The sequence below is a fragment of the Bacillus sp. CDB3 genome (assembly GCF_002081505.1).
Classification (GTDB): Bacteria; Bacillota; Bacilli; order Bacillales; family Bacillaceae_G; genus Bacillus_A; species Bacillus_A cereus_AT.
The window spans coordinates 1-20,472 of sequence record NZ_ALBR01000093.1 but is presented as its reverse complement, the minus strand read 5'-3'; the positions used below and the strand labels follow the sequence as shown (position 1 = coordinate 20,472).

Below are 20,472 nucleotides of genomic sequence, written 5' to 3'. Positions count from 1 at the left end.
TTTTGTTTGTAGTGGTTAAATTTTTCTTTAATCTTTGTAGATAAGGAGATAAATATTCGTCAAATAAGTTATTAAAACTGAAAAAAGTAAGGTTATAGTAAATGTACGAAGTTTGATTAAATTTCTTAATTTCTAATATAAATTTAATTTTTGTGACAGAAAGAAAAACAGTGGATGAACAACTTTTTAATTGGGAATGAAAAGGAAAAAATATTAATACTGTAGCTAGTAAAATTTTTAAAGAATATCATTCTCTTTTATAAAGGAATATAATACCATTGTTAGGGAGGATAAACTGACCACTGTAACTCTGCTTAAACTAAATAGCAAAACTTTGCTAACGTTTAACTGCTATTACATTTAGGTAGCATTAAGAAATAAGGGCTTTAATTTTATCTTTTGGCTAATGGGTATAGTTAATCGTTTTGAAAAAAGGAGGAAATAATGGTGCTAACAAAGCCAAAATTTTGTCAAAAAGTTTCTGATTTAAATAAGCAAGTAGTACAAGTATTTTCTGATACTGTTTTAGAAGATATATGTAATAATTCAAGGAAAGCAGCTGAGGCAGTTTGTAAAGCTGTTATTCTAAATCATTATGGGGAGAATCTGGGTGAAAATATTATTTTAGGGAAATTAGATTGTTTTGGAAACCCAGGAAGTAATAGAGAATTAAATTTGTTCTCTTTATCAAATGTAATTGTAACATCAAAAACTGGGTTAGTAATTATAGCTGATAAAAGAGCAAGGGAAAAAGTAAAATCATACCTTGAGACTATAAGAACACATGGAAATCCTGCTTCTCATGATCCAAATAGTAACAGTGATATAATTGAACCTTTGCACGTTAATATCACAAAGGTTGCACTTGTTAACTTACTAAAGTGGTACTTTGAAGATTATATGAATGAACAGGTGCCTGATAAATTACATAACTACATTAAACCTTATTTATCAATTGCACCAGCAGGTATGTTAGAATCTTCACCAATTAGTCTTTTAGGAAAATTCAAATATGACTTAAAAGAATGGTTCGAGGCTTTGGAGTATAGCTTTGATAAATTGGATATGGAGTATAACGATTATTTTAATTTTATAATAAGAATTACTGAAAGAAGAAGAACCGTAAATGTATTAATTTATGGATTAGTATCTGAAGTTAAAGTGAACCACGTAAAGGAAATGGAAGAGTTAGTACAATATCACGATTGTGAAGAAGGTTGGATTGTTACGAATTCAAAAGTTAGTAAGGCGGCAAAGGCACTTACAGAAAGTAAAAGTGGCATGAATGTTTTTTGCTATAACTTTGACGAATTAATAGAAGAAACTATTGATCTATCAAGCTATTTTGATTGGGTTGAAAATGAAATCTATACTAGAGGGATTGATAAAAGGTACATTTCCTTGGCTTGTGAAAAAGTGGAATTGCATCCTAAAACGAAGAGATATGAAGCTAAAAACATTTATAATGGTGAAGATGGATGGCTAGAAGGATATATAGATTTCTGGCAAGAGGATCATCAAAAAGAACATATTTCTATTTTAGGAGAGTTTGGTACGGGTAAATCTTGGTTTTGTTTGAAATATACTTGGGAAATGATTAAGCGATATCAAGAAGCAAAGGCAAAAAACCATCCTCGACCAAGGATACCAATTCTAATTTTTTTAAGGGAATATTCCAAGGCACTTAAAGTTGATACGCTAATTTCTGACTTCTTTTTTCGAGTACATAAGATAGAAATGAAAGGGGTTTTCTCTGCTTTTATGCAATTAAATAAAATGGGGAAACTTTTACTTATTTTTGATGGATTCGATGAGATGGCAGATAAGGTAAATAAACAAAAAATGATTGATAATTTTTGGGAACTTGCAACTGTAATTAAAGGAAATTCTAAAGTTATTATTACTTGTAGGAATGAGCACTTTCCTCAAATAAAAGAAGGTCGTTCACTTTTAAATGCAGAGCTTAAAGAATCAACAAAATATTTAACTGGAAAAACTCCGCAATTTGAAGTCTTAGAATTATTAAAATTTGATAAAGAACAAATACAAAAACTGCTATCTTTCTTTACGGATGAAAAAACCATTTTAAATTTAATGGAAAATAAAGAGATTGTTGACCTTCTAAGTCGTCCTATTATGGTTGAATTAATTCTTGATGCGTTAAAAGAAATTGAACAAAATAAGCCAATCGATATGGCAAGAATTTATCTATATGCAACCCAAAGAAAAATGCAAAGAGATATAAAAGAAACAAGAACATTTACTTCTTTAGCTGATAAACTATATTTTCTGTGTGAACTTTCATGGGAAATGCTAAAAAATGATAAATTGAAAATTAATTATAAAGAATTTCCGAAGGTGGTAGGGCATTTATTTGGACATAAAATAGAAGATGCTGAGATAGATTATTGGCGATATGATTTACAAGCTCAGACTATTCTTATAATTGATGAGGAGGATGGAAATTATAAACCTGCTCATAAATCATTTTTAGAATTCTTTGTTGCATACAAATTTGCAGCAGAAATGGGAGTGCTCTCTCTTGATTTCTTAGAGGTCGCACAAAGTCAATCAAATGTCGATTTTAATCAAACACCTAAAGCATATACTTGGAAGAATTACTTTAACGCAACTACGGATGAACAGGGTAACCTTATTGAAATAGCCCCTTTAAAGGATTTTAATCATGAAGAAGTTTCATCGCTCTTTGAGACTGTTGGTAAAATGCCTTTCTCAAGAGCAATATTAGATTTAATTTTAAATATAATCCCCTTAAAAGAGGAAGCGGTACAAGTAAAATTATTATCTTTATTAGAATTGTGTAAAGGAAAACCATTTGAAGAAGTTAATTACTTAACTAACAATATTATTTTATTATTACTATCTAATCAGCAAGACTTTTTTGTAAATAAAGATCTTTCCAATTTATCATTAAGAAATTTTTCATTTCCTAAGCAAGCTGAGGTCTATATAGAAAATGAATTTGGTAATTTTGCTGGAACTTTGTTTGATAATTCAGACTTACAAAATGCTAATTTTGGAGGAGTACCTTATGACGATGTAGACCAGTATAAAAACACTTCTTTTAAAAATGCTAAAATAAAAGGTTTAAAATTCAATTTTGTTCAGACAGATGCCCTTGATATACATGAAAAAAATGAAAATATCGTAGTAGGTTCTCCTGCAGAGTTGCTTTTAGTAAATAAAAAGAACTTTAACGTTGTTAAGAGAATTAGCGATACCGCTTGGAATGTTCGATTATCACCAGATGGGAAATTAATTGCTCATTCTAAATGGGGAAAATTAAGTATTCGGGATAGTAAAAATCTTGAAATTGTAGTTCAACATACTTTTTCAAAACAAATAAATTTAAATATGGAAGATTCAGGAAATCTTTGGACAAGTGATTTTGTCTTTTCGAATAATTCTGATGTATTGTATACCAGTTGTAATAACTCATTTATTTATGTTTACGATTTATTACAAAAAAAAGAAGTTAAGACACTTCAATGCTTCTACGGAGTATCTAATCTTACTTTAAGTCCGAGTGAAAAGTTTCTAGTTAGTTCAGGTTTTCATGCATTCATACTCTGGGATTTGGAAAAAAATAAAAAAGTGATTTATGAAAAGAAAGATCCTTCAAATTTAAATCATTACAATGCTTTATTCCATCCTTTTAAAGATGTATTTGTATTGACAGATGATAATAAGTTAAGAGTTTTTGAAATTGATTCAGGGCGTTTTATTAAAGAAATGCAAATTGACAAGGCTTCTTCAATTTCTTTTTCAAAAGATGGGGAAATTCTCTGTGTAGCAAACCGTAAGCAAGTACAAATAATAAACTTTAATGATTTTGAGATAATAAATGTATTGGATATAAGTGAATTTTTACCTGAAGAAACTTTTGATTTTTATAAAGAAATAAAATTGGATAGTAATGGTTATATTATGTATTTTATTACTAGAGAGTATCTAATTGCAGTGGATATATCAAAAAAGGAAATAATAAATAGTTATTATCATTTTGGTGATTTTCAAGGAAGTAATTTTGTAAATTCTTCTGGTGTTAATTTGAAAATAAAAGAATATCTACATAAAAATGGTGCGATATTTAATGAGTAAAAATTTAAAGTGTAGTTATCTAGAATAACACGCTAAGTGCGTGTTATTTTTTTCTTTTCGAGTTTATTAGCACATTTCCTTTTGCTTATATTAAAGCAAGGCTAATTAATTCTTTGTTAAGATAGTTATTTCAGACAGTTCAACTATCTTTTCCATATTAAATATATAATTCTAACCATGAGATATAATAACCCCTTGTTCTTCTTTATCCATATCCAAGAAAGAATATATATATTTGTGTGCAAAATATTATTTATGTACATTAAAGGAAAATACCAGATATTATTTTTAAATCAGGGATGAAAGGTGTTTTAGGATTTACGTGCAATTATATTTTATAGAGATAAATCCGCGTCAGTAGCTATAATGATTTCATTTACATCTTTTCTAAGAAGCTGACTTTTTACAGCGTTAAACTGTTTTCCTGTTTGTTTAATAACGGTTAGTTTTAAACGCTCCGGTAGCATTGGTAAATCTTCTAAATTCCACTGTTTGTATTTTACATCATAGCTTTCTGGATCAGCTAATGTAACGAGATGACCTAAAGCCCAAGTAACAATATATTTACTACCTTCAAGATAGCCGTTCCCTTTTTTATCACATTTCAGTACACGTGCGATATCACGTGCAACAGAAGGTTTTTCAGCAATTACAATACTTTTTGCCATATTTAAAAACATCCTTTCAAATTTCCATACGTTAAATATAGCATACATCTTTGTTCTATTCAGTCTCGCGGAAGGTTTGAGTTATTTGTGATGAAATATACTGGGGAGAGTTTTACTTATGTAAATAAAAGATTTATATAAATGTCAGATTTTAAAGGGTATCCATTGACATTGTAAATGAATTTCATTTTTATTATATAAAGGCGAAAAATGGTTGAACCAGGAGAGTTATGATCTCTATCATTCTATAAAAGGAAAGAACTTGTTATTTTACTAGAATAAGAGTAGACTTTGAAGTAGATGAATAATAAACACATGGGAGTTTGTGGATGCAAACTGAGAGTATGACTACTAGTCCGTCATTGACCATTTGAACCTGTTGGATAATGCCAGCGTAGGGAGAGTGTAAAAGCACATGTTCAGGCACTTTGCGTACGCGCAAAGTGCCTTTTTGTGTATCTCCCATCACTATAGTTAGGAGATGAAAAGGATGAATATGAAAGAAATTAGTAAAGTAGTGGATTTGGTAAGAGAGTCTAATCCGCTCGTTCATAATATTACAAATGTTGTTGTAACGAATTTTACAGCAAACGGTTTATTAGCATTAGGGGCATCGCCTGTAATGGCGTATGCAAAAGAAGAAGTAGCAGAAATGGCTAGTATTGCTGGAGCTCTTGTATTAAATATGGGTACACTTCGTTCTGAAGAGGTAGAAGCGATGTTACTTGCGGGTAAATCAGCAAATGTGAATAATGTACCAGTATTGTTTGATCCAGTTGGTGCAGGAGCAACATCGTATCGGACAGAAGTTGCGAGACATATTCCGGCTGAAATCGATTTAGCGATTATCCGCGGAAATGCAGCTGAAATAGCGAACGTTATTAATGAAAGATGGGAAATTAAAGGGGTAGACGCCGGTGCTGGAAATGGCAATGTTGTAAATATTGCAAAACAGGCAGCGGATGAATTAAATACAGTTGCGGTAATTACTGGAGAAGAAGACGTTGTTACAGACGGAGAGCGAACTATTCTTATTCGAAATGGTCATCCCATTTTAACGAAAGTTACGGGAACTGGTTGTTTACTAACTTCTGTAATAGGAGCATTTGTAGCAGTAGAAAAGGATTATGTAAATGCAGCAGTAGCGGCATTAACTTTTTATGGTGTAGCTGCGGAACTGGCAGCTGCTAAGACAGTGGAAAAGGGACCTGGTAGTTTCCAAATTGAATTTTTAAATCAGTTAGCGAATACAACTTCAGATGATATTGAGAAGTATGGGAAGATTGAGCTTATACAGTAAGGAGGGGAACTAGATGCCGCGTATTACAAAGGCTGAAATGTCTAGATTACTATCGGTATATTTTATTATGGGAAGTAACAATTGTACGAAGGAGCCACTACAAGTATTGAGAGATGCACTTGAAGGCGGTATAACAATTTTTCAATTTCGTGAAAAGGGGGAAGGCGCTTTAACGGGAGAGAAACGTATTTGTTTCGCAAAAGAACTACAGGCAATTTGTAAGGAGTATGGTGTACCATTCATCGTAAATGATGATGTGGAACTAGCTCTTGAGTTAGATGCAGATGGCGTGCATGTTGGACAAGATGATGAAGGAATTACTTCTGTTCGTGAAAAAATGGGAGATAAAATTGTTGGTGTATCTACCCATACAATTGAAGAAGCACGCTGGGCAATTGAAAACGGAGCTGATTATTTAGGTGTTGGCCCTATTTTCCCAACGAGTACGAAAAAAGATACGAAAGCTGTGCAAGGAACGAAAGGTTTAGCTCATTTTAGAGAACAAGGAATTACAATACCGATTGTTGGCATTGGTGGGATTACGATTGAAAATACCGCTTCGGTTATAGAAGCCGGTGCGGATGGTGTCTCTGTTATTTCTGCGATTAGTTTAGCGGAATCTGCGTATGAGAGTACGAAGAAGCTAGTAGAGGAAGTAAGTAAGAGTTTGTAGAAAAAAGCTATGTAGTATTAAAACGCTACATAGCTTTTTGTTTGTTTTTGATATTAAAAATTAGAAATAGGGAGGAGATTGTTTGAAACGGAATAGGTTTGTAGAGTTGCAAAATGAGTTGTTTCGTTTATTTGAAAAAGGGGAATTTGATGCCGTTTATAGATGCATAGATGAAACGAAAAGGGAGTTTCCTGAAAGAATGGATAAAACGAGTTTTTGGCAAGCTTGTGCATATTCAGTGGAAGGTAAGCATGAAGAGGCAATTGCTATTCTTAATGAAGCCATACAAAGGGGAATTTGGTGGAACCCATATACACTCATGCATGATGAAGATTTAAAAGGATTACAGGATAAAATAGATTTTAAGCCGATAGTCAAAAAGTGCGAAGAGATTTTGAAGGAGCATCAGATGATGAGTCAGTCAAAATTATTTACTTATGGAAATGAAAAAGCGCAGGCAGGTATATTTTCTTTACATTGGAGAGGATCAAACATAAATGATTTTGCACCATATTGGTGTGAAGAAGAAATACTACATGAGTATATGTTAGGTTTTTCTCAATCCTCACAAATATATGGAATGAATTCTTATAGCTGGGATAATCATGAGATAGCTATAAAAGATGTTATGAAAAATTTTAATGATTTTACAAATAAATATAACTTGGAAGATATCATCATCGCGGGAGCTTCTCAAGGGGGGAATATAGCAATAGAGTTAGCGTTAAAGAATATGTTAGCGACTCAAAAATTTATTGCGGTTATACCTGCTATTCGAGATGTAGAGGCAATTGAAAGTATCGTTATATCGAATGATATAACGAATGTGAAAGGATATATTGTCACGGGAGATAAAGATCAATTTTATGAAAACACACTTCAAGTAATGTCTATGTTCGAGAAATATAATGTGAACTGTAAATTAATTGTGAGAAAAGGATTAGGTCATCTTTTCCCAGAGGACTTTACACAAATAGTAAAGAACATAATGGAAGAATGGACGGTTAAAAATATTTAAACAAACGTTTGATTAAAAAAGCACAAACCCTTTAAAATTGTAGGTTTGTACTTTTATTTAAAACATAATTGAAATTAAGAGCATTCCAATTCCAATAGAAGTGAATGTTGCAATTAGGCCCGGAATCATAAAGCTATGATTTAATACATATTTACCGATGCCTGTTGTACCAGTGCGGTCAAAGTTAATTGCAGCAACGATTGTCCCGTAGTTTGGAATGAAGAAGTATCCATTTACTGCAGGGAACATTGCAATTAGTAAAGCTGGTGGAATACCAAGTGATAGTCCAAGTGGAATTAAAGCACGAACTGTTGCTGCTTGGCTATACAGTAAAATAGATAGAATGAATAATGCGATAGCAAATAGCCATGGTGCACTAGTCACTAAGTGCTGAATTGATCCTTGAATCATATTTAAGTTTCCGTTAAAGAAAGTATCTCCCATCCAAGCGATACCGAAAATAGCAACAACTGCTGTTGCCCCCGCTTTAAAGACGTTACCAGACACAATGCTTTCTACATTTGGTTTACAGAAAATAATAATAAGAGCTGCAATAGTTAACATAACCATTTCAATTGTGTTTGGCATGGAAAGACGAGCTAACTTCCCGTCAACCATCCATCCCGGACGAAGTGCTTCAAATGAACCAAGAAGTACGACAAGGAAAGTTCCTACTAGGAAAAGGATAACTGATAATTTAGCACCTTTTACACCCACAAATTCTTTTTTCTCTTCAAGTTTAGGGATCATTCCCTCTTTTAATCGCTTCAAGTATTCAGGATCTTCATTTAATTCTTTTCCCATTTTACTAGCAACGAATGCAGCTACCATACAAGCGATGAAAGTAGAAGGGATGCTGACTTTTAAAATATCTAACAAGGTGATTTTATAGTCGGCTAACATTGCTAAAAGTGCAACTGTTGCAGCCGATATTGGACTAGCTGTAATTGCCTGCTGGGAAGCGATAACGGCAATTGACATTGGTCGTTCAGGTCTAATTCCTGATTCGCGAGATACTTCGGCGATAACGGGAAGTACAGAATAAGCGACATGGCCAGTCCCCGCGCATAGCGTGAATAAATAAGTAACAATAGGAGCAAAAAATGTAATACGCTTTGGATTTTTTCGTAATGCTTTCTCAGCAAGGTGGACAAGGTAATCCATTCCTCCAGCAGCTTGCAAAGCACCGGCAGCTGTAATTACTGCTAAAATCATAAGCATTACATCAATAGGAGGAGCTGTAGGTTGTAAGTGGAAGACGAAAACAAGTATTGCCATACCAACGCCACCCATTACTCCTAGACCAACTCCGCCTAGGCGTGCACCAATAAAAATGCAGAGTAGTAACGTAAGAAATTGTAGCCAAAACATGATAAACTACCTCCGAGGTTCGTAAGTTAAGATATATTCGAATAGTTTAATTTGAATGAAAATTAAATAAACATCCGAAATAATCCTTGTGTTATATACGTTTTTTATTATATAACACAAGAAATGTAACATTCACTTATTTTGTTAAATTATTTCGAAAAAATAATACATTAAAACTTTATATTTGCATCTCTAAATAAGTGGACATTTTAATTTTTATGTTGTAATCTTTGAAAGAGAATATTTTAATTCTCATAGAACTCCCATATCGTTCAACTCGTTCAGCGAGAAAGGCAAACTGATGGAAACATGAGGACGCAAAACTACAGGGGCTAAGGTCAAACGACTATGCTAGCCAGTTACCGGACGGATAGGGTTGGTCTTGACCAATGCTTTTTCATTGGTCTTTTTTTTATTTTTATCTATATTTGAGAATTGTTATCAATTTAATGTTTTTATATTTGGATATTTTCACTTCATATTGAGCGAATTTAGAAAGGTGATGTTAATGAAAAAATATTGGCATAAGCTATCGTTTCTTCAAAAAAATGTATTGTTAACTGTATTAGTTATTTTAACGCTTGTTTGTAGTATGGGGGCGTTAAGTTTCAATATGTTTCAAACTAGTATGATGTCTTTATTTGAAAGACAGTCTATTGAAACAGGAGATGCGGTATTACATAAATTGGATGCAGAAGTAGTAAGAGCTGTTGAGAAAGATCCTACGGCGCAAAAAGAGAAGAAAGCGATATTAACTAAGCAATTAGATGAAGTTACAGAAGAATTGAAAAGTGTTGGACAAACGTATGTTGTAGGAGCAAAACCAAATAAAAAAGCGGAGCTACAAGTTGTCGGTTTGACTACAGAGTTAGCAAATGCTGTCCCGGTAAAATCAGGAGACTATTATGAACAACCAGTTCGTTGGATGAAGGCATACGATAAATTAATGGATACGAAAAAAGCACAAATGACGGAAGTATATGAAGATGAATTAGGTTCATGGGTGACAATATTAGAGCCAATTACAGACGGAGAGAAAAATATTGTCGCAATTGTAGCGGCAGATATAGATGCTTCTATTATTCCCATTACAAAGAAAAAATTTACTATGCAAGGTTTACTATTTATTTGTATTTCGCTCTTAATTGCGACTGTTATCCAATTCTTGATTGTTCGCAATGCACTTGCTCCTTTGCGAGATTTACGAGAAGGTTTGCGCAAAGTGGGTGAAGGAGACTTAAGCATTAAGTTGGAAGAAAGACCAGATGATATTGGTATAATCAATGTTTATTTCAATAATACAATTGAAAAGTTTAAGGGAATTATAGATAAAGTGAAGCAAACTGCAGAGCAGGTATCCACTTCTTCACAGGAATTATCGGCAAGTACAGAAGAAAATAGTATGGCGGTTCAAGAGATTGCAAGCTCTATGGTAGGTTTAAGAGCAGGAGCGCAGTCGCAAGAATCTTCAGTACAACAGTGCTTAGGGATTGTACACGAAATGGAAAATAAGATGGAAGAGATAACTAGTGCTGCCAAGCAAGTGGCAACCGCATCTGAAAGTATGGAGCACCATTCAATAGAAGGAAATGGTGTTATTGAACAAATCATTAATCAAATGAGTTTAATCCAAAATGCAGTACAAGATTTATCTTCTATCATTTACTCGTTAGAAACAAGGTCAAAAGAAATAAGTGACATTGTAACTGTAATTACAGGTATTTCAAATCAAACGAACTTACTAGCTTTAAATGCTTCCATTGAAGCATCACGTGCTGGGGCAGCTGGGCGAGGATTTGCAGTTGTTGCCGATGAAGTTCGTAAATTAGCAGAGAAAACGGAAGCATCAGCAAAAGACATAGCTAAATTAATAGGGGAAACACAATCTGAAGCAGAAGATGCAGTAGTCTCGATGCAGAAAGGCTCAAAAGAAGTAGAGTCTGGAATTGCGCTTGTTCAAAGTAGTGGTGTCTTCTTTGAGAAAATTTCAAAGTCAGCACAATCTGTTACAAATCAAGTTAGAGCTGTTTCTAGCAACTCAAGTGATATTTTACAAAACAGCCAAAATATTGTTCGATTTGTAAATGAGCTATCACATATTGCAAATACGTATGCGAATAGTAGTAGTAATATTGAAGAGAGTATGAAGGAGCAGGAAATGTCTGTGCAGGATATAGCAGAATTAGCTACTTCTTTAAGTTGGCTTTCGCAGGAATTACAAGAGTTAATTGGAGAATTTAAAAGTTAATAATAAATATAAGGTGTAGATATAATCTACACCTTATATTTCTAACTAATAGTATTATATTTGAATTTAAAGATGTTTAAGTGTAATTTTAATCAGCGGGGGATGAATATCCTCCGCTGATTAAAGGTTCACTTTATTTTATGGAGAGCGAGAGGATTCAGTATGAGTATTTTCTTAAAGCGTTCATATTTGGAGAGATATGAACAGTTTTTGCAACAAAGTTATGAACCGCTTATGATACCGAAAGATTTTCAAGTAAACGAATATAAGCAAATGAAAATTAAGGATCTACAAGCGATTGAACACAGTAAATTAGATATAATAGTAGCTACTTTTGTTTGGTTACATCATGTGAGTAATGAAAAACGTATTGTGATTCCTTATTACATGGGACAGAGTAGTTATCCGTTATGTATTACAATTTCAAATGAACTTTCTTATGGAGAGTTAAGGATGAAAATTAATGACCAAATTGTACAGTTAGAAAGCATGGAAGAAGTACAAAGGATATTATTACAATACGATGAGAAAAAATGGGGTAAACCTGCAATTACAGTAGGGAAAGAAAATATAAGTAGTCAGTTAAACTTTATAGCATTAAACAGCAATTGTTATGAGATTTATTATAACGGAATGCAATTGGAAGGAAAAACAGCCATTCGCTATATAAATCAAATTGAGCACGTATTACAACAAGGAATTGCAGACGGAAAACGATTTGTTGTAGATATGGATATTATTACAGACGAAGAATTAGCAGTATATGAAGAAATAAATTGTACAGAAGTGGCATATCCAAATAAGAGCATTGCACATATGTTTTATGAAACAGTAACAAAGTTTTCAAATCGTATAGCTTTGTCTTCAGTAGAAGGAACATTAACATATGAACAACTAAATAAAAAGAGTAATCAAATCGCTCATATGTTATTACATAATGGAGTGAAGCAAGGTGATTATGTTGGTATCTTCATGAAACGAAGTATTGATACGGTAGTAAGTTTATTAGCGGTTTTAAAAGCAGGCGCTGCGTATATTCCAATCGATCCAGATTATCCTGCCAATCGAGTGCAGTATATTATTGAGGATAGCCAATCGAAATTAGTGCTAACAAAAGAAACAAAAATTCCGTATGAAGGCATTCGAGAGTTGTCTCTTTATGATATTGAAAAATTTTCAGATGCAGATGTGAAATTGTCAATTCATCTTGATGATATTGCATATATGATCTACACATCAGGTTCTACAGGAAACCCGAAAGGGACAATGCTGGCACATCGCGGGGTAGTTAATTTATGTACATGGATGCAAAGACATTATGAATTAACTGAAGAAGATATTTTTGCGCAGTTCCCGTCATTTAGTTTCGACGCATCTATTTGGGAGTTGTTTGCGTCATTATTCTGCGGTGGAAATGTATATGTTTTATTGGATGAGCAAAGACTTTCAGTTGATGCGTTTACAAGTGCGATCTATGACGCGAAGGCAACGTCTATTTTAGGTTTAGCTACAATTTTCTTGCAACAAGTAGCGACATACCTCCCGAACGAAAGTAAATATAAGCTAGATTCATTAAAGAGGGTTGCAGTTGGTGGAGAAATGCTTACTGCTGAAGTAGTGAAATTATGGCGTGAGAGAATTGGTAACCATGTTCAACTAAACAATGCATATGGTCCGACAGAATGTACGATTACAACAACGACGTATCCAATCCCAGCTGAGTTAAACGACAAACTTGCTAGTATTCCAATTGGGAAGCCAGCAGATAATTATAAAGTTTGGATTTTAAATGAAAATATGAAAGTTTGTCCGATTGGTATTCCAGGAGAATTATATATAGAATCAGTAGGGTTAGCGAAAGGTTACTTTAATAAACCAGAAAAAACAGAAGAAGTGTTTATTTCACATCCTTTAAATTACGATAGTGAAATATATAAAACTGGTGATGTCGTTAAAATATTGGAAGATGGAAATATTGAATTTCTACATCGTAAAGACAATCAAGTGAAAATTAGAGGGCACCGAATTGAATTAGGTGAAATTCAAAACACAATTGCAAAGCATGAAATGATAAAAGAGGCTGTTGTATTTACGAAGAAAAGTGAAGAAGGTAGCCATTATTTAGTTGCTGTCTATACAACTGTTAATGAAGTCGCTATGGTAGATTTAATACATGATTTGAGAGAGCAGTTACCAGATTATATGGTCCCGTCTAAATTAATTTATATTCATGAGTTACCACTTACACCAAATAAAAAGGTTGATGTTAAGAGGTTAGCGCAATTGGAAGAAGAGCATGAGCCAGTTCGTCTACAAGAATATATTGCACCGTCTAATGAAGCTGAAGAAAGAATAGCGAAAGCTTGGATTGATGTGTTAGGAATCTCGAAGATTGGTGTACATGATGATTTCTTTACAATCGGTGGACATTCATTAAAAGTATTGAGAGTTTTAACATTGTTAAAAGAAGATTTTCCGCATTTAACAATTCAAGATTTCTTTAAAGAAAGAACGATATACGGATTAGCTCGAATTGAGAGGGAAATAAAAGTAGAGGCAGAAGAAGTGTTCTGCGAATATAAAGTAATTCATGAGCCAAATAATATTACTTATACAAATGTTAAGAAAAAAACATACATTTCAAATGTATTCTTAACAGGAGCTACGGGTTATTTGGGATCACACATATTGTATGAATTGCTGAGAGGGACATCTGCCACTATTTATTGTTTAGTCAGACCGACAGAAGATGTAAAACAAAGAATTATAGATACATTAGCAAGCTACTTTAATGATATATGTGAAGAGTCGTTACAGCGTATACAAGCCGTTCCTGGTGATCTTGGGGAAGAATATCTTGGTATGGGTGAAGAAGAATTTAGATTAATTCGTTCCAAGGTTGATACGGTAATTCATTGTGGCGCAGATGTAAGGCATTTCGGAGATGTAGCCCAGTTTGAAAATGTAAATGTGCAAGGAACAAGTCGTATGCTAGCGCTAACTGAAGAAGGCGCGACATTCCACTTTATTTCAACAATTGGTATTCCGATAGAATTAGCGATGGAGCAAGGGGATATATATGCCGAAACAGGTGACTTTAACTATGATGTAGAGTTAGAAAATGTGTATTCTAATAGTAAACTACAGGCGGAAAATCTTGTTCGTGAAGCGATGAAATGTGGTTTGCACGGGAATATATATCGTGCGGGTAATTTAGCATGTCATTCAGAAACGGGTTCGTTCCAACGAAATATTGAAGGAAATGCATTTTATCGTCTTATTAAAACAATGCTTCTAATCGGAAAGGCACCAAACGTGAAGTGGAAAATTGACTTTACACCAATTGACTTTGCTAGTAAGTCGATTGTATCGTATTTACAAGATCCTCAAATTGTAGGAGAGACGTTACATATTTGTCATCCACATCAAGTTGAATTCGAACATTTTGTACAACTAATTGAGGAATGTGGATATAATCTTGAAATGGTTCCGCTTTCGCAATATGTAGATGCTGGACTCGAATTAGCGAGGGGAAATGAAGTAATAGCAGAGCTAATTGCTTCTCAAGTTGCAGGAGATGGAGCGCAGCAATCTGAAATTGTTATGGGTACACGTAGAACAAATGAATGGATTAAGAAAAAAGAACTGGTAGTGCCAGCGATTAATAAAGAATTTATTCAGCAGTTAGTAGCTCATGGTGAAGAAGTTGGATATTTTCCGAAAATAATGAAATGATATGTACGCTTTTGTTTGTTCAATAAAATAAATCATGCTACAATGAAAACGAATTAAGAACCGGGGAGCCAATTGGCTGAGAGGATGTAAGTATACATCGACCCTCAACCTGATCTGGATAATGCCAGCGTAGGGAGTTACTTTAAAGTGATGTAGCATAAGTTATTATAGAATAACTTGTATACAAGGCTTTCCTACATGGTAGGAAAGCCTTTTCTTTTTTTGAAAACATATTTTGTAAGGGGGATTTTATTATGTCACAACAAGTTACAATTTCATTTTCAGTAGTACCACAAGCGAAGAACAAAGATGTGTATTCTGTTGTTGATAAAGCAATTGAAGTTGTACAACAGTCGGGAGTTCGTTATGAAGTAGGGGCAATGGAAACAACGTTGGAAGGAGAATTAGATGTACTTCTTGACGTCATTAAACGCGCGCAACAAGCTTGCGTCGATGCTGGGGCAGAAGAAGTTATCACTTCTATTAAAATTCACTATCGTCCAAGTACGGGCGTAACAATTGACGAAAAAGTTTGGAAGTACCGTGATGAATATGCAAAACCAGAAGCGATCTAAAATAATTACAACAATTTGGCTTATCCTTCTCATTGCTATATGGGAAGGATCTGTTTCATTATTTAAAATTGAGCCGTGGATTTTACCGAAGCCATCAGCAATTGTGCAAGAGTTAATTGGAATGAAAGATTTACTATTACCGAATACAGTGCAAACGTTACAGGAAGTAATAATTGGGTTGTTTTTTGCAATTTTACTTGGGACTAGTATTGCTATCATTATGGATGTTATCCCTTTATTTCGGATTTTAATGAATCCGTTGCTCGTTATTTCGCAAACAATTCCAATCGTTGTGCTAGCACCATTATTTATTATTTGGTTTGGATACGGGATGTTGCCAAAAGTAATGGTTGTTATTCTTGTTTGTTTCTTCCCAATTGCGCTTAGCATTTTAGAAGGTTTCCAAACGGTAGATAAAAATATGCTGAAGTTGTTACAAACGATGAAGGCGACAAAGTGGCAAGTTTATCAGAAAGTAAAATTTCCAGCAGTGCTCCCGTACTTTTTCTCAGGTTTAAAAATAGCTGTTACATATAGTGTGATGGGAGCGATTATTGGAGAATGGCTTGGAGCGAGTGAAGGATTAGGGGTTATGCTCACGAGAGCGACAAAATCCTTTTTAACGGCTCGTGTATTTGGTGTTGCAGCGATTATCGTCATGGTGACATTATGTCTGTACTTTATTGTTGAATTTATGGCAAGAATAACAGCACCATGGATATACAGAAAGGGCGGCAGAAAATGAAAAAAGGTTTAAAAATTATGTTAGCTGCATTATTAGCAGTTGGTGTTGTCGGATGTAATCCGGCGAAGAAAGAAGAAAGTTCAAGTAAAGATAAAAAAGTAAAAGTCGTTTTAGATTGGTTTCCAAATACGAATCATACTGGCTTATATGTAGCGCAAGCGAAAGATTATTACAAAAAGCAAGGGCTTGATGTAGAAATTATCCAGCCTGGTGATAATGTAACGGCAGAGCAGATGATTGCTTCTGGGAAAGCAGACTTTGCGATAAGCGCACAAGAAAATGTAACATTAGCTCGTGTTGAAGGAATCCCAGTTGTTTCTGTTGGTGCAATTATTCAGCATAATACCTCTGCTTTTGCATCGCTAAAAAAAGATAATATGATGTCACCGAAAGATTTTGAAGGTAAACGTTATGGCGGCTGGGGAGGACCAGCAGAAGAAGCGACGTTAAAAACGATTATGGAGAAACATCAAGCTGATTTTAATAAAGTCGAAAAAATTATTCTTGGACAAACAGACTTCTTCAAATCGATCGGTCGTGATGCAGATTTCGAATGGATTTATTACGGATGGGATGGAATTGAAGCGAAGCGTCAAGGAAAAGAGTTAAATACGATTATGGTGAAAGACTTAGATCCAGCGCTTGATTTCTATAGTCCTGTTATTATTACAAGTGAAAAACATACGAAACAAGATAAAGATTTTGTGAAAAAGTTTATGACTGCAACGACAGAAGGTTATGATTTTGCAATTAAAGAACCGAAAGAAGCTGCGGATATTTTAATTAAAGCTGTTCCAGATGTGAATAAAGAATTAGTACAAGAAAGCCAAAAATGGTTAAGTACAAAGTATCAAGATGATGCAAAAGCGTGGGGAGTACAGAAGGAAGAAGTTTGGACGAATTACATGAATTTCTTATATGACAACAAAGTTATTAAGAAGAAAATTGATGTGAAAGATGCCTTTACAAATGAATTCCTTCCAAGTGAAAAATGAGTGGATTACTAATAAAAGAGGTTGTAAAAGCTTTCGATGGAAAGAATGTATTAAAAAATATTAGCGCTTCTATACAAGAGGGGGAATTCGTCTCTTTTGTAGGTCCAAGTGGCTGTGGAAAAAGCACTTTGTTAAATATGATCGCGAGTGTTGAAGAGCCAACGAGTGGAGAGGTATTTTATAACGAGGAACATGTGAAAAAACAAGATGTTGTAAGTTATATGCCGCAACAAGATTTATTACTACCGTGGCGATCGGCTTTGCAAAATATAGTACTTCCATTAGAAATTGAAGGAAAGCCGAAAAAACAAAGGTTAACAGAGGGAATGGAAGCATTAAAGCAGTTTGAGCTAGATGAATATGCAGACCATTATCCAGATGAATTGTCTGGTGGTATGCGTCAAAGAATTAGTTTTTTGCGCACATATTTATGTGAAAAACCAATTATGCTACTTGATGAGCCTTTTGGAAAATTAGATGCCTTTACAAAAATGGAAGTACATAGTTGGCTTTTAAACTCTTGGCACCAAGAGAAGCAAACAATCGTTATGGTTACACACGACTTAGATGAGGCAATCTTGCTTTCGGATCGCGTATTTATTTTATCTCAAAGACCAGCATCAATAGTTGGTGAGGTACAAGTGAAATTACCTAGACCACGAACGATGGATATGTTAACATCACTTGAGTTGAAGAAGGATAAGGAAGAAATTCTGAGAGTGTTAGCTCCTTATATGAAAAAATAGAAAAAGTCTTTTAACAGTTTTTGGTATAATCGCTGTTAAGAGGCTTTTTTATATAGGGGGAGAAAGATGAAATCTATAGAGCAAATAGTTGATTCATTAACAGCTGATAATCTTGAAGAAGGAAAGGCTTTATTAAAAAATCATATTTTATTAATGAAGTATGGTATGGAGCATCACGAATTAAAAGAAGAATTTATATTTGGAAATCGTTAACGCTAATCTTTACAAGTCCATACGCATTAGAAAAGATGTATAAAGAAATTTACGCAGAATATGAAAAAACTGAGAAGGAACAAAAGAAAAAATAGAGAATAGAATATAAGAGAGTAGTTTATACTCTTAATATAACAAATGTTAAAGGAGTGAAAGGATAAAATGACTTTATCAACTGTTCTTCAAATGGTTTTAGCTTGATATGGGAGAAGTCTGCCCATTTTTAACAAATAAGCTAAATTGAAGACAGCAGGTAAAGAACCTTAATCCTTTCTTACGATAATATGTAATGGGTAAGGTGTATTCACCTTACCCATTTTTTATATGTATAACTAAATAAGGCTTTATACTGTTGTTCTCTCTATTTAGCTTATGGATCATAAGAAAAGGAGAGAGAAAAAATGAGTATATTAACAGTAGAAAATGTAAGTCATTCATATGGTGAGAAAACCATTTTATATAATACGTGCTTTCGATTATTAAAGGGTGAACATGTTGGGCTAGTAGGGAAAAATGGAATTGGAAAATCAACATTATTACGCTTGTTAACAGGAGAACTTATACATGATGATGGGAAAATTGAATGGTTTCCACATGTGAAGATTGGCTTTTTACAACAACATATAGATTTGCAAGAAGGTATAACAATTGAAGAATACTTGCAAAGTGCGTTTTCTAATCTGTATGAGTTTGAACGTGAAATGTTAAAACTTACAGAAGAGATGGCTGGAGCAGGAGAAGTAGGGAAATTGTTAGTAAGGTATGGAGAGTTACAAACTATATTGGAGAATTCTAATTTTTATCAAATTCATACAGAAATTGAAGAAGTAGCGACTGGCTTAGGGTTGTTTGAAGTAGGAATGGAAAAGGATGTTTCAAAGTTAAGCGGTGGTCAACGGACAAAGTTATTACTTGGTAAACTCCTTTTAGAAAAAGCTGATGTTTTATTATTAGATGAGCCAACTAACTATTTAGACACAGCTCATATAGAATGGTTGCAATCATATTTACAAATGTATGAAAAAGCTTATATTATCATTTCGCACGATGAAGTATTTTTGAACAATATTACGAAAGTTATTTACCATCTAGATGAGCGCACAATTAAGCGCTATGTAGGTGATTATAATAGTTTTGTGCGTAATTATGAACTGCAAAAGAAACAATTACAAGCAGCATATACGAAACAGCAAAAGGAAATTGCACATTTAGAGAGCTTTATTCAAAAAAATAAAATTCGTAAAGCGAAACAAGCAAAAAGTCGTGAAAAAGTATTAGAGAAAATGCAAAAGGTTGAAAAGGTTAACTATGTACCTCGCGCTCGTTTTGATTTTAATGTTTATACTGAGCCAGTGAGTCGTATATTACAGGTAGAGAAACTGAAAATTGGTTATGGTGAACCGTTATTTTCGGAATTGGATTTTCAAGTGAAAAAAGGGGAAAAGATTGCGATTATTGGTCATAATGGGATTGGAAAAACAACAATGTTAAAAACATTACTAGGACAAATAAAACCGTTAGGCGGTTCAGTTTCTATTGGGGAACGAGTAAAACCCGCTTATTTTGCACAAGAGGAATTTTCCTCAGAAATAACTGCACTAGAGAGAGTATGGGCAGGAAGGCCAGACATGACAAGAAAAGAAATCCGACAAGCATTAGCAAAGTGCGGATTGAAAGAAGAACATGTATTAAGACCTATTCAATTATTAAGTGGAGGAGAACAAACAAAAGTACGGTTATGCGAACTTATCGTAACTAAAAGCAATGTTTTAATTTTAGATGAACCAACTAACCATTTGGATACAGAGACTAAGAGGGCTTTACAGGAAGCGTTAAAACAATATAAAGGTACGGTTTTAATTGTTTCACATGAGCCATCTTTCTATGAAGCGTGGATAACGAAAATATGGAATATCGAAGAATGGAACGTTTAACAATATGAATAAAGAAAAGGCATAGCTTTATTGTAGCGTAATAGCTTTCTTTCGTTGTAGTTAACTAATGATTTCGTTAGTAAGTTACTTACTACTGTAGAATTAGTATGTAAGAAGACGACTCTTATG

At 33.8% G+C, this 20,472-nt stretch carries 13 protein-coding genes, 1 pseudogene and 3 riboswitches; of the genes and pseudogenes, 12 read left to right on the top strand and 2 right to left on the bottom strand.

Annotated features, from left to right (window positions below; translation table 11 throughout):
- Positions 1 to 444 precede the first annotated feature (444 nt).
- The gene (locus CDB3_RS22705) at positions 445 to 4,122 is read left to right on the top strand and encodes a restriction endonuclease (protein ID WP_128856039.1); all 3,678 of its coding nucleotides are present in this window, start codon (positions 445 to 447) and stop codon (positions 4,120 to 4,122) included.
- Positions 4,123 to 4,472: 350 nt separating this feature from the next.
- Here the strand turns inward: CDB3_RS22705 and CDB3_RS22700 are convergent.
- Positions 4,473 to 4,790 (bottom strand): annotated as a pseudogene (locus CDB3_RS22700) (toprim domain-containing protein); the annotation flags it as partial.
- Positions 4,791 to 5,095: 305 nt separating this feature from the next.
- Positions 5,096 to 5,208: riboswitch (TPP riboswitch) on the top strand.
- Positions 5,209 to 5,280: 72 nt separating this feature from the next.
- On the opposite strand from CDB3_RS22700, the gene thiM reads away from it, so the two are divergent.
- The 3 genes from thiM to CDB3_RS22685 all read left to right on the top strand — a co-directional run bounded on the left by thiM (position 5,281) and on the right by CDB3_RS22685 (position 7,781).
- Positions 5,281 to 6,090 (top strand): hydroxyethylthiazole kinase, encoded by an 810-nt coding sequence (gene thiM / locus CDB3_RS22695; RefSeq protein WP_128856038.1) that lies wholly within the window; start codon positions 5,281 to 5,283, stop codon positions 6,088 to 6,090.
- Positions 6,091 to 6,103: 13 nt separating this feature from the next.
- A complete protein-coding gene (gene thiE / locus CDB3_RS22690) occupies positions 6,104 to 6,763 on the top strand; it encodes a thiamine phosphate synthase (protein ID WP_001137418.1) in 660 nt (219 codons plus the stop codon).
- Between the two features lie 82 nt (positions 6,764 to 6,845).
- On the top strand, positions 6,846 to 7,781 hold the full coding sequence (locus CDB3_RS22685) for an alpha/beta hydrolase (RefSeq protein ID WP_128856037.1): 936 nt from the start codon (positions 6,846 to 6,848) through the stop codon (positions 7,779 to 7,781).
- Between the two features lie 57 nt (positions 7,782 to 7,838).
- Here CDB3_RS22685 and CDB3_RS22680 read toward each other — a convergent pair whose 3' ends face one another.
- On the bottom strand, positions 7,839 to 9,152 hold the full coding sequence (locus tag CDB3_RS22680) for an anaerobic C4-dicarboxylate transporter family protein (RefSeq protein WP_128856036.1): 1,314 nt from the start codon (positions 9,150 to 9,152) through the stop codon (positions 7,839 to 7,841).
- A 282-nt stretch (positions 9,153 to 9,434) separates the two neighbouring features.
- Positions 9,435 to 9,519, top strand: a riboswitch (cyclic di-GMP riboswitch).
- Positions 9,520 to 9,660: 141 nt separating this feature from the next.
- On the opposite strand from CDB3_RS22680, the gene CDB3_RS22675 reads away from it, so the two are divergent.
- From CDB3_RS22675 to CDB3_RS22645, 8 genes are all read left to right on the top strand, one after another.
- On the top strand, positions 9,661 to 11,400 hold the full coding sequence (locus CDB3_RS22675) for a methyl-accepting chemotaxis protein (protein WP_128856035.1): 1,740 nt from the start codon (positions 9,661 to 9,663) through the stop codon (positions 11,398 to 11,400).
- Positions 11,401 to 11,562: 162 nt separating this feature from the next.
- Positions 11,563 to 15,135, top strand: a complete 3,573-nt coding sequence (locus CDB3_RS22670; RefSeq protein ID WP_372708556.1) for a non-ribosomal peptide synthetase family protein — start codon at positions 11,563 to 11,565, stop codon at positions 15,133 to 15,135.
- A gap of 51 nt (positions 15,136 to 15,186) precedes the next feature.
- Positions 15,187 to 15,288, top strand: a riboswitch (TPP riboswitch).
- A gap of 101 nt (positions 15,289 to 15,389) precedes the next feature.
- The gene (locus CDB3_RS22665) at positions 15,390 to 15,710 is read left to right on the top strand and encodes an MTH1187 family thiamine-binding protein (protein ID WP_000082898.1); all 321 of its coding nucleotides are present in this window, start codon (positions 15,390 to 15,392) and stop codon (positions 15,708 to 15,710) included.
- Complete coding sequence (locus CDB3_RS22660) at positions 15,682 to 16,455, top strand: ABC transporter permease (RefSeq protein WP_002091231.1); 774 nt, start codon at positions 15,682 to 15,684, stop codon at positions 16,453 to 16,455. The genes CDB3_RS22665 and CDB3_RS22660 overlap by 29 nt, the downstream gene beginning before the upstream one ends.
- Entirely contained in the window at positions 16,452 to 17,450 is a 999-nt protein-coding gene (locus CDB3_RS22655; RefSeq protein ID WP_128856034.1) for an ABC transporter substrate-binding protein, read from the top strand. The genes CDB3_RS22660 and CDB3_RS22655 overlap by 4 nt, the downstream gene beginning before the upstream one ends.
- A complete protein-coding gene (locus CDB3_RS22650) occupies positions 17,447 to 18,196 on the top strand; it encodes an ABC transporter ATP-binding protein (RefSeq protein ID WP_128856033.1) in 750 nt (249 codons plus the stop codon). Before CDB3_RS22655 ends, CDB3_RS22650 begins: the two co-directional genes overlap by 4 nt.
- A gap of 66 nt (positions 18,197 to 18,262) precedes the next feature.
- Positions 18,263 to 18,409, top strand: coding sequence for a hypothetical protein (locus CDB3_RS31835; protein ID WP_179139746.1), 147 nt, complete (start codon positions 18,263 to 18,265; stop codon positions 18,407 to 18,409).
- 401 nt (positions 18,410 to 18,810) lie between these two features.
- Positions 18,811 to 20,343 carry an ABC-F family ATP-binding cassette domain-containing protein gene (locus CDB3_RS22645; RefSeq protein WP_128856032.1) on the top strand — a complete coding sequence of 511 codons (1,533 nt, stop codon included), beginning with the start codon at positions 18,811 to 18,813 and terminating at the stop codon, positions 20,341 to 20,343.
- The last annotated feature ends 129 nt before the right edge of the window (positions 20,344 to 20,472 follow it).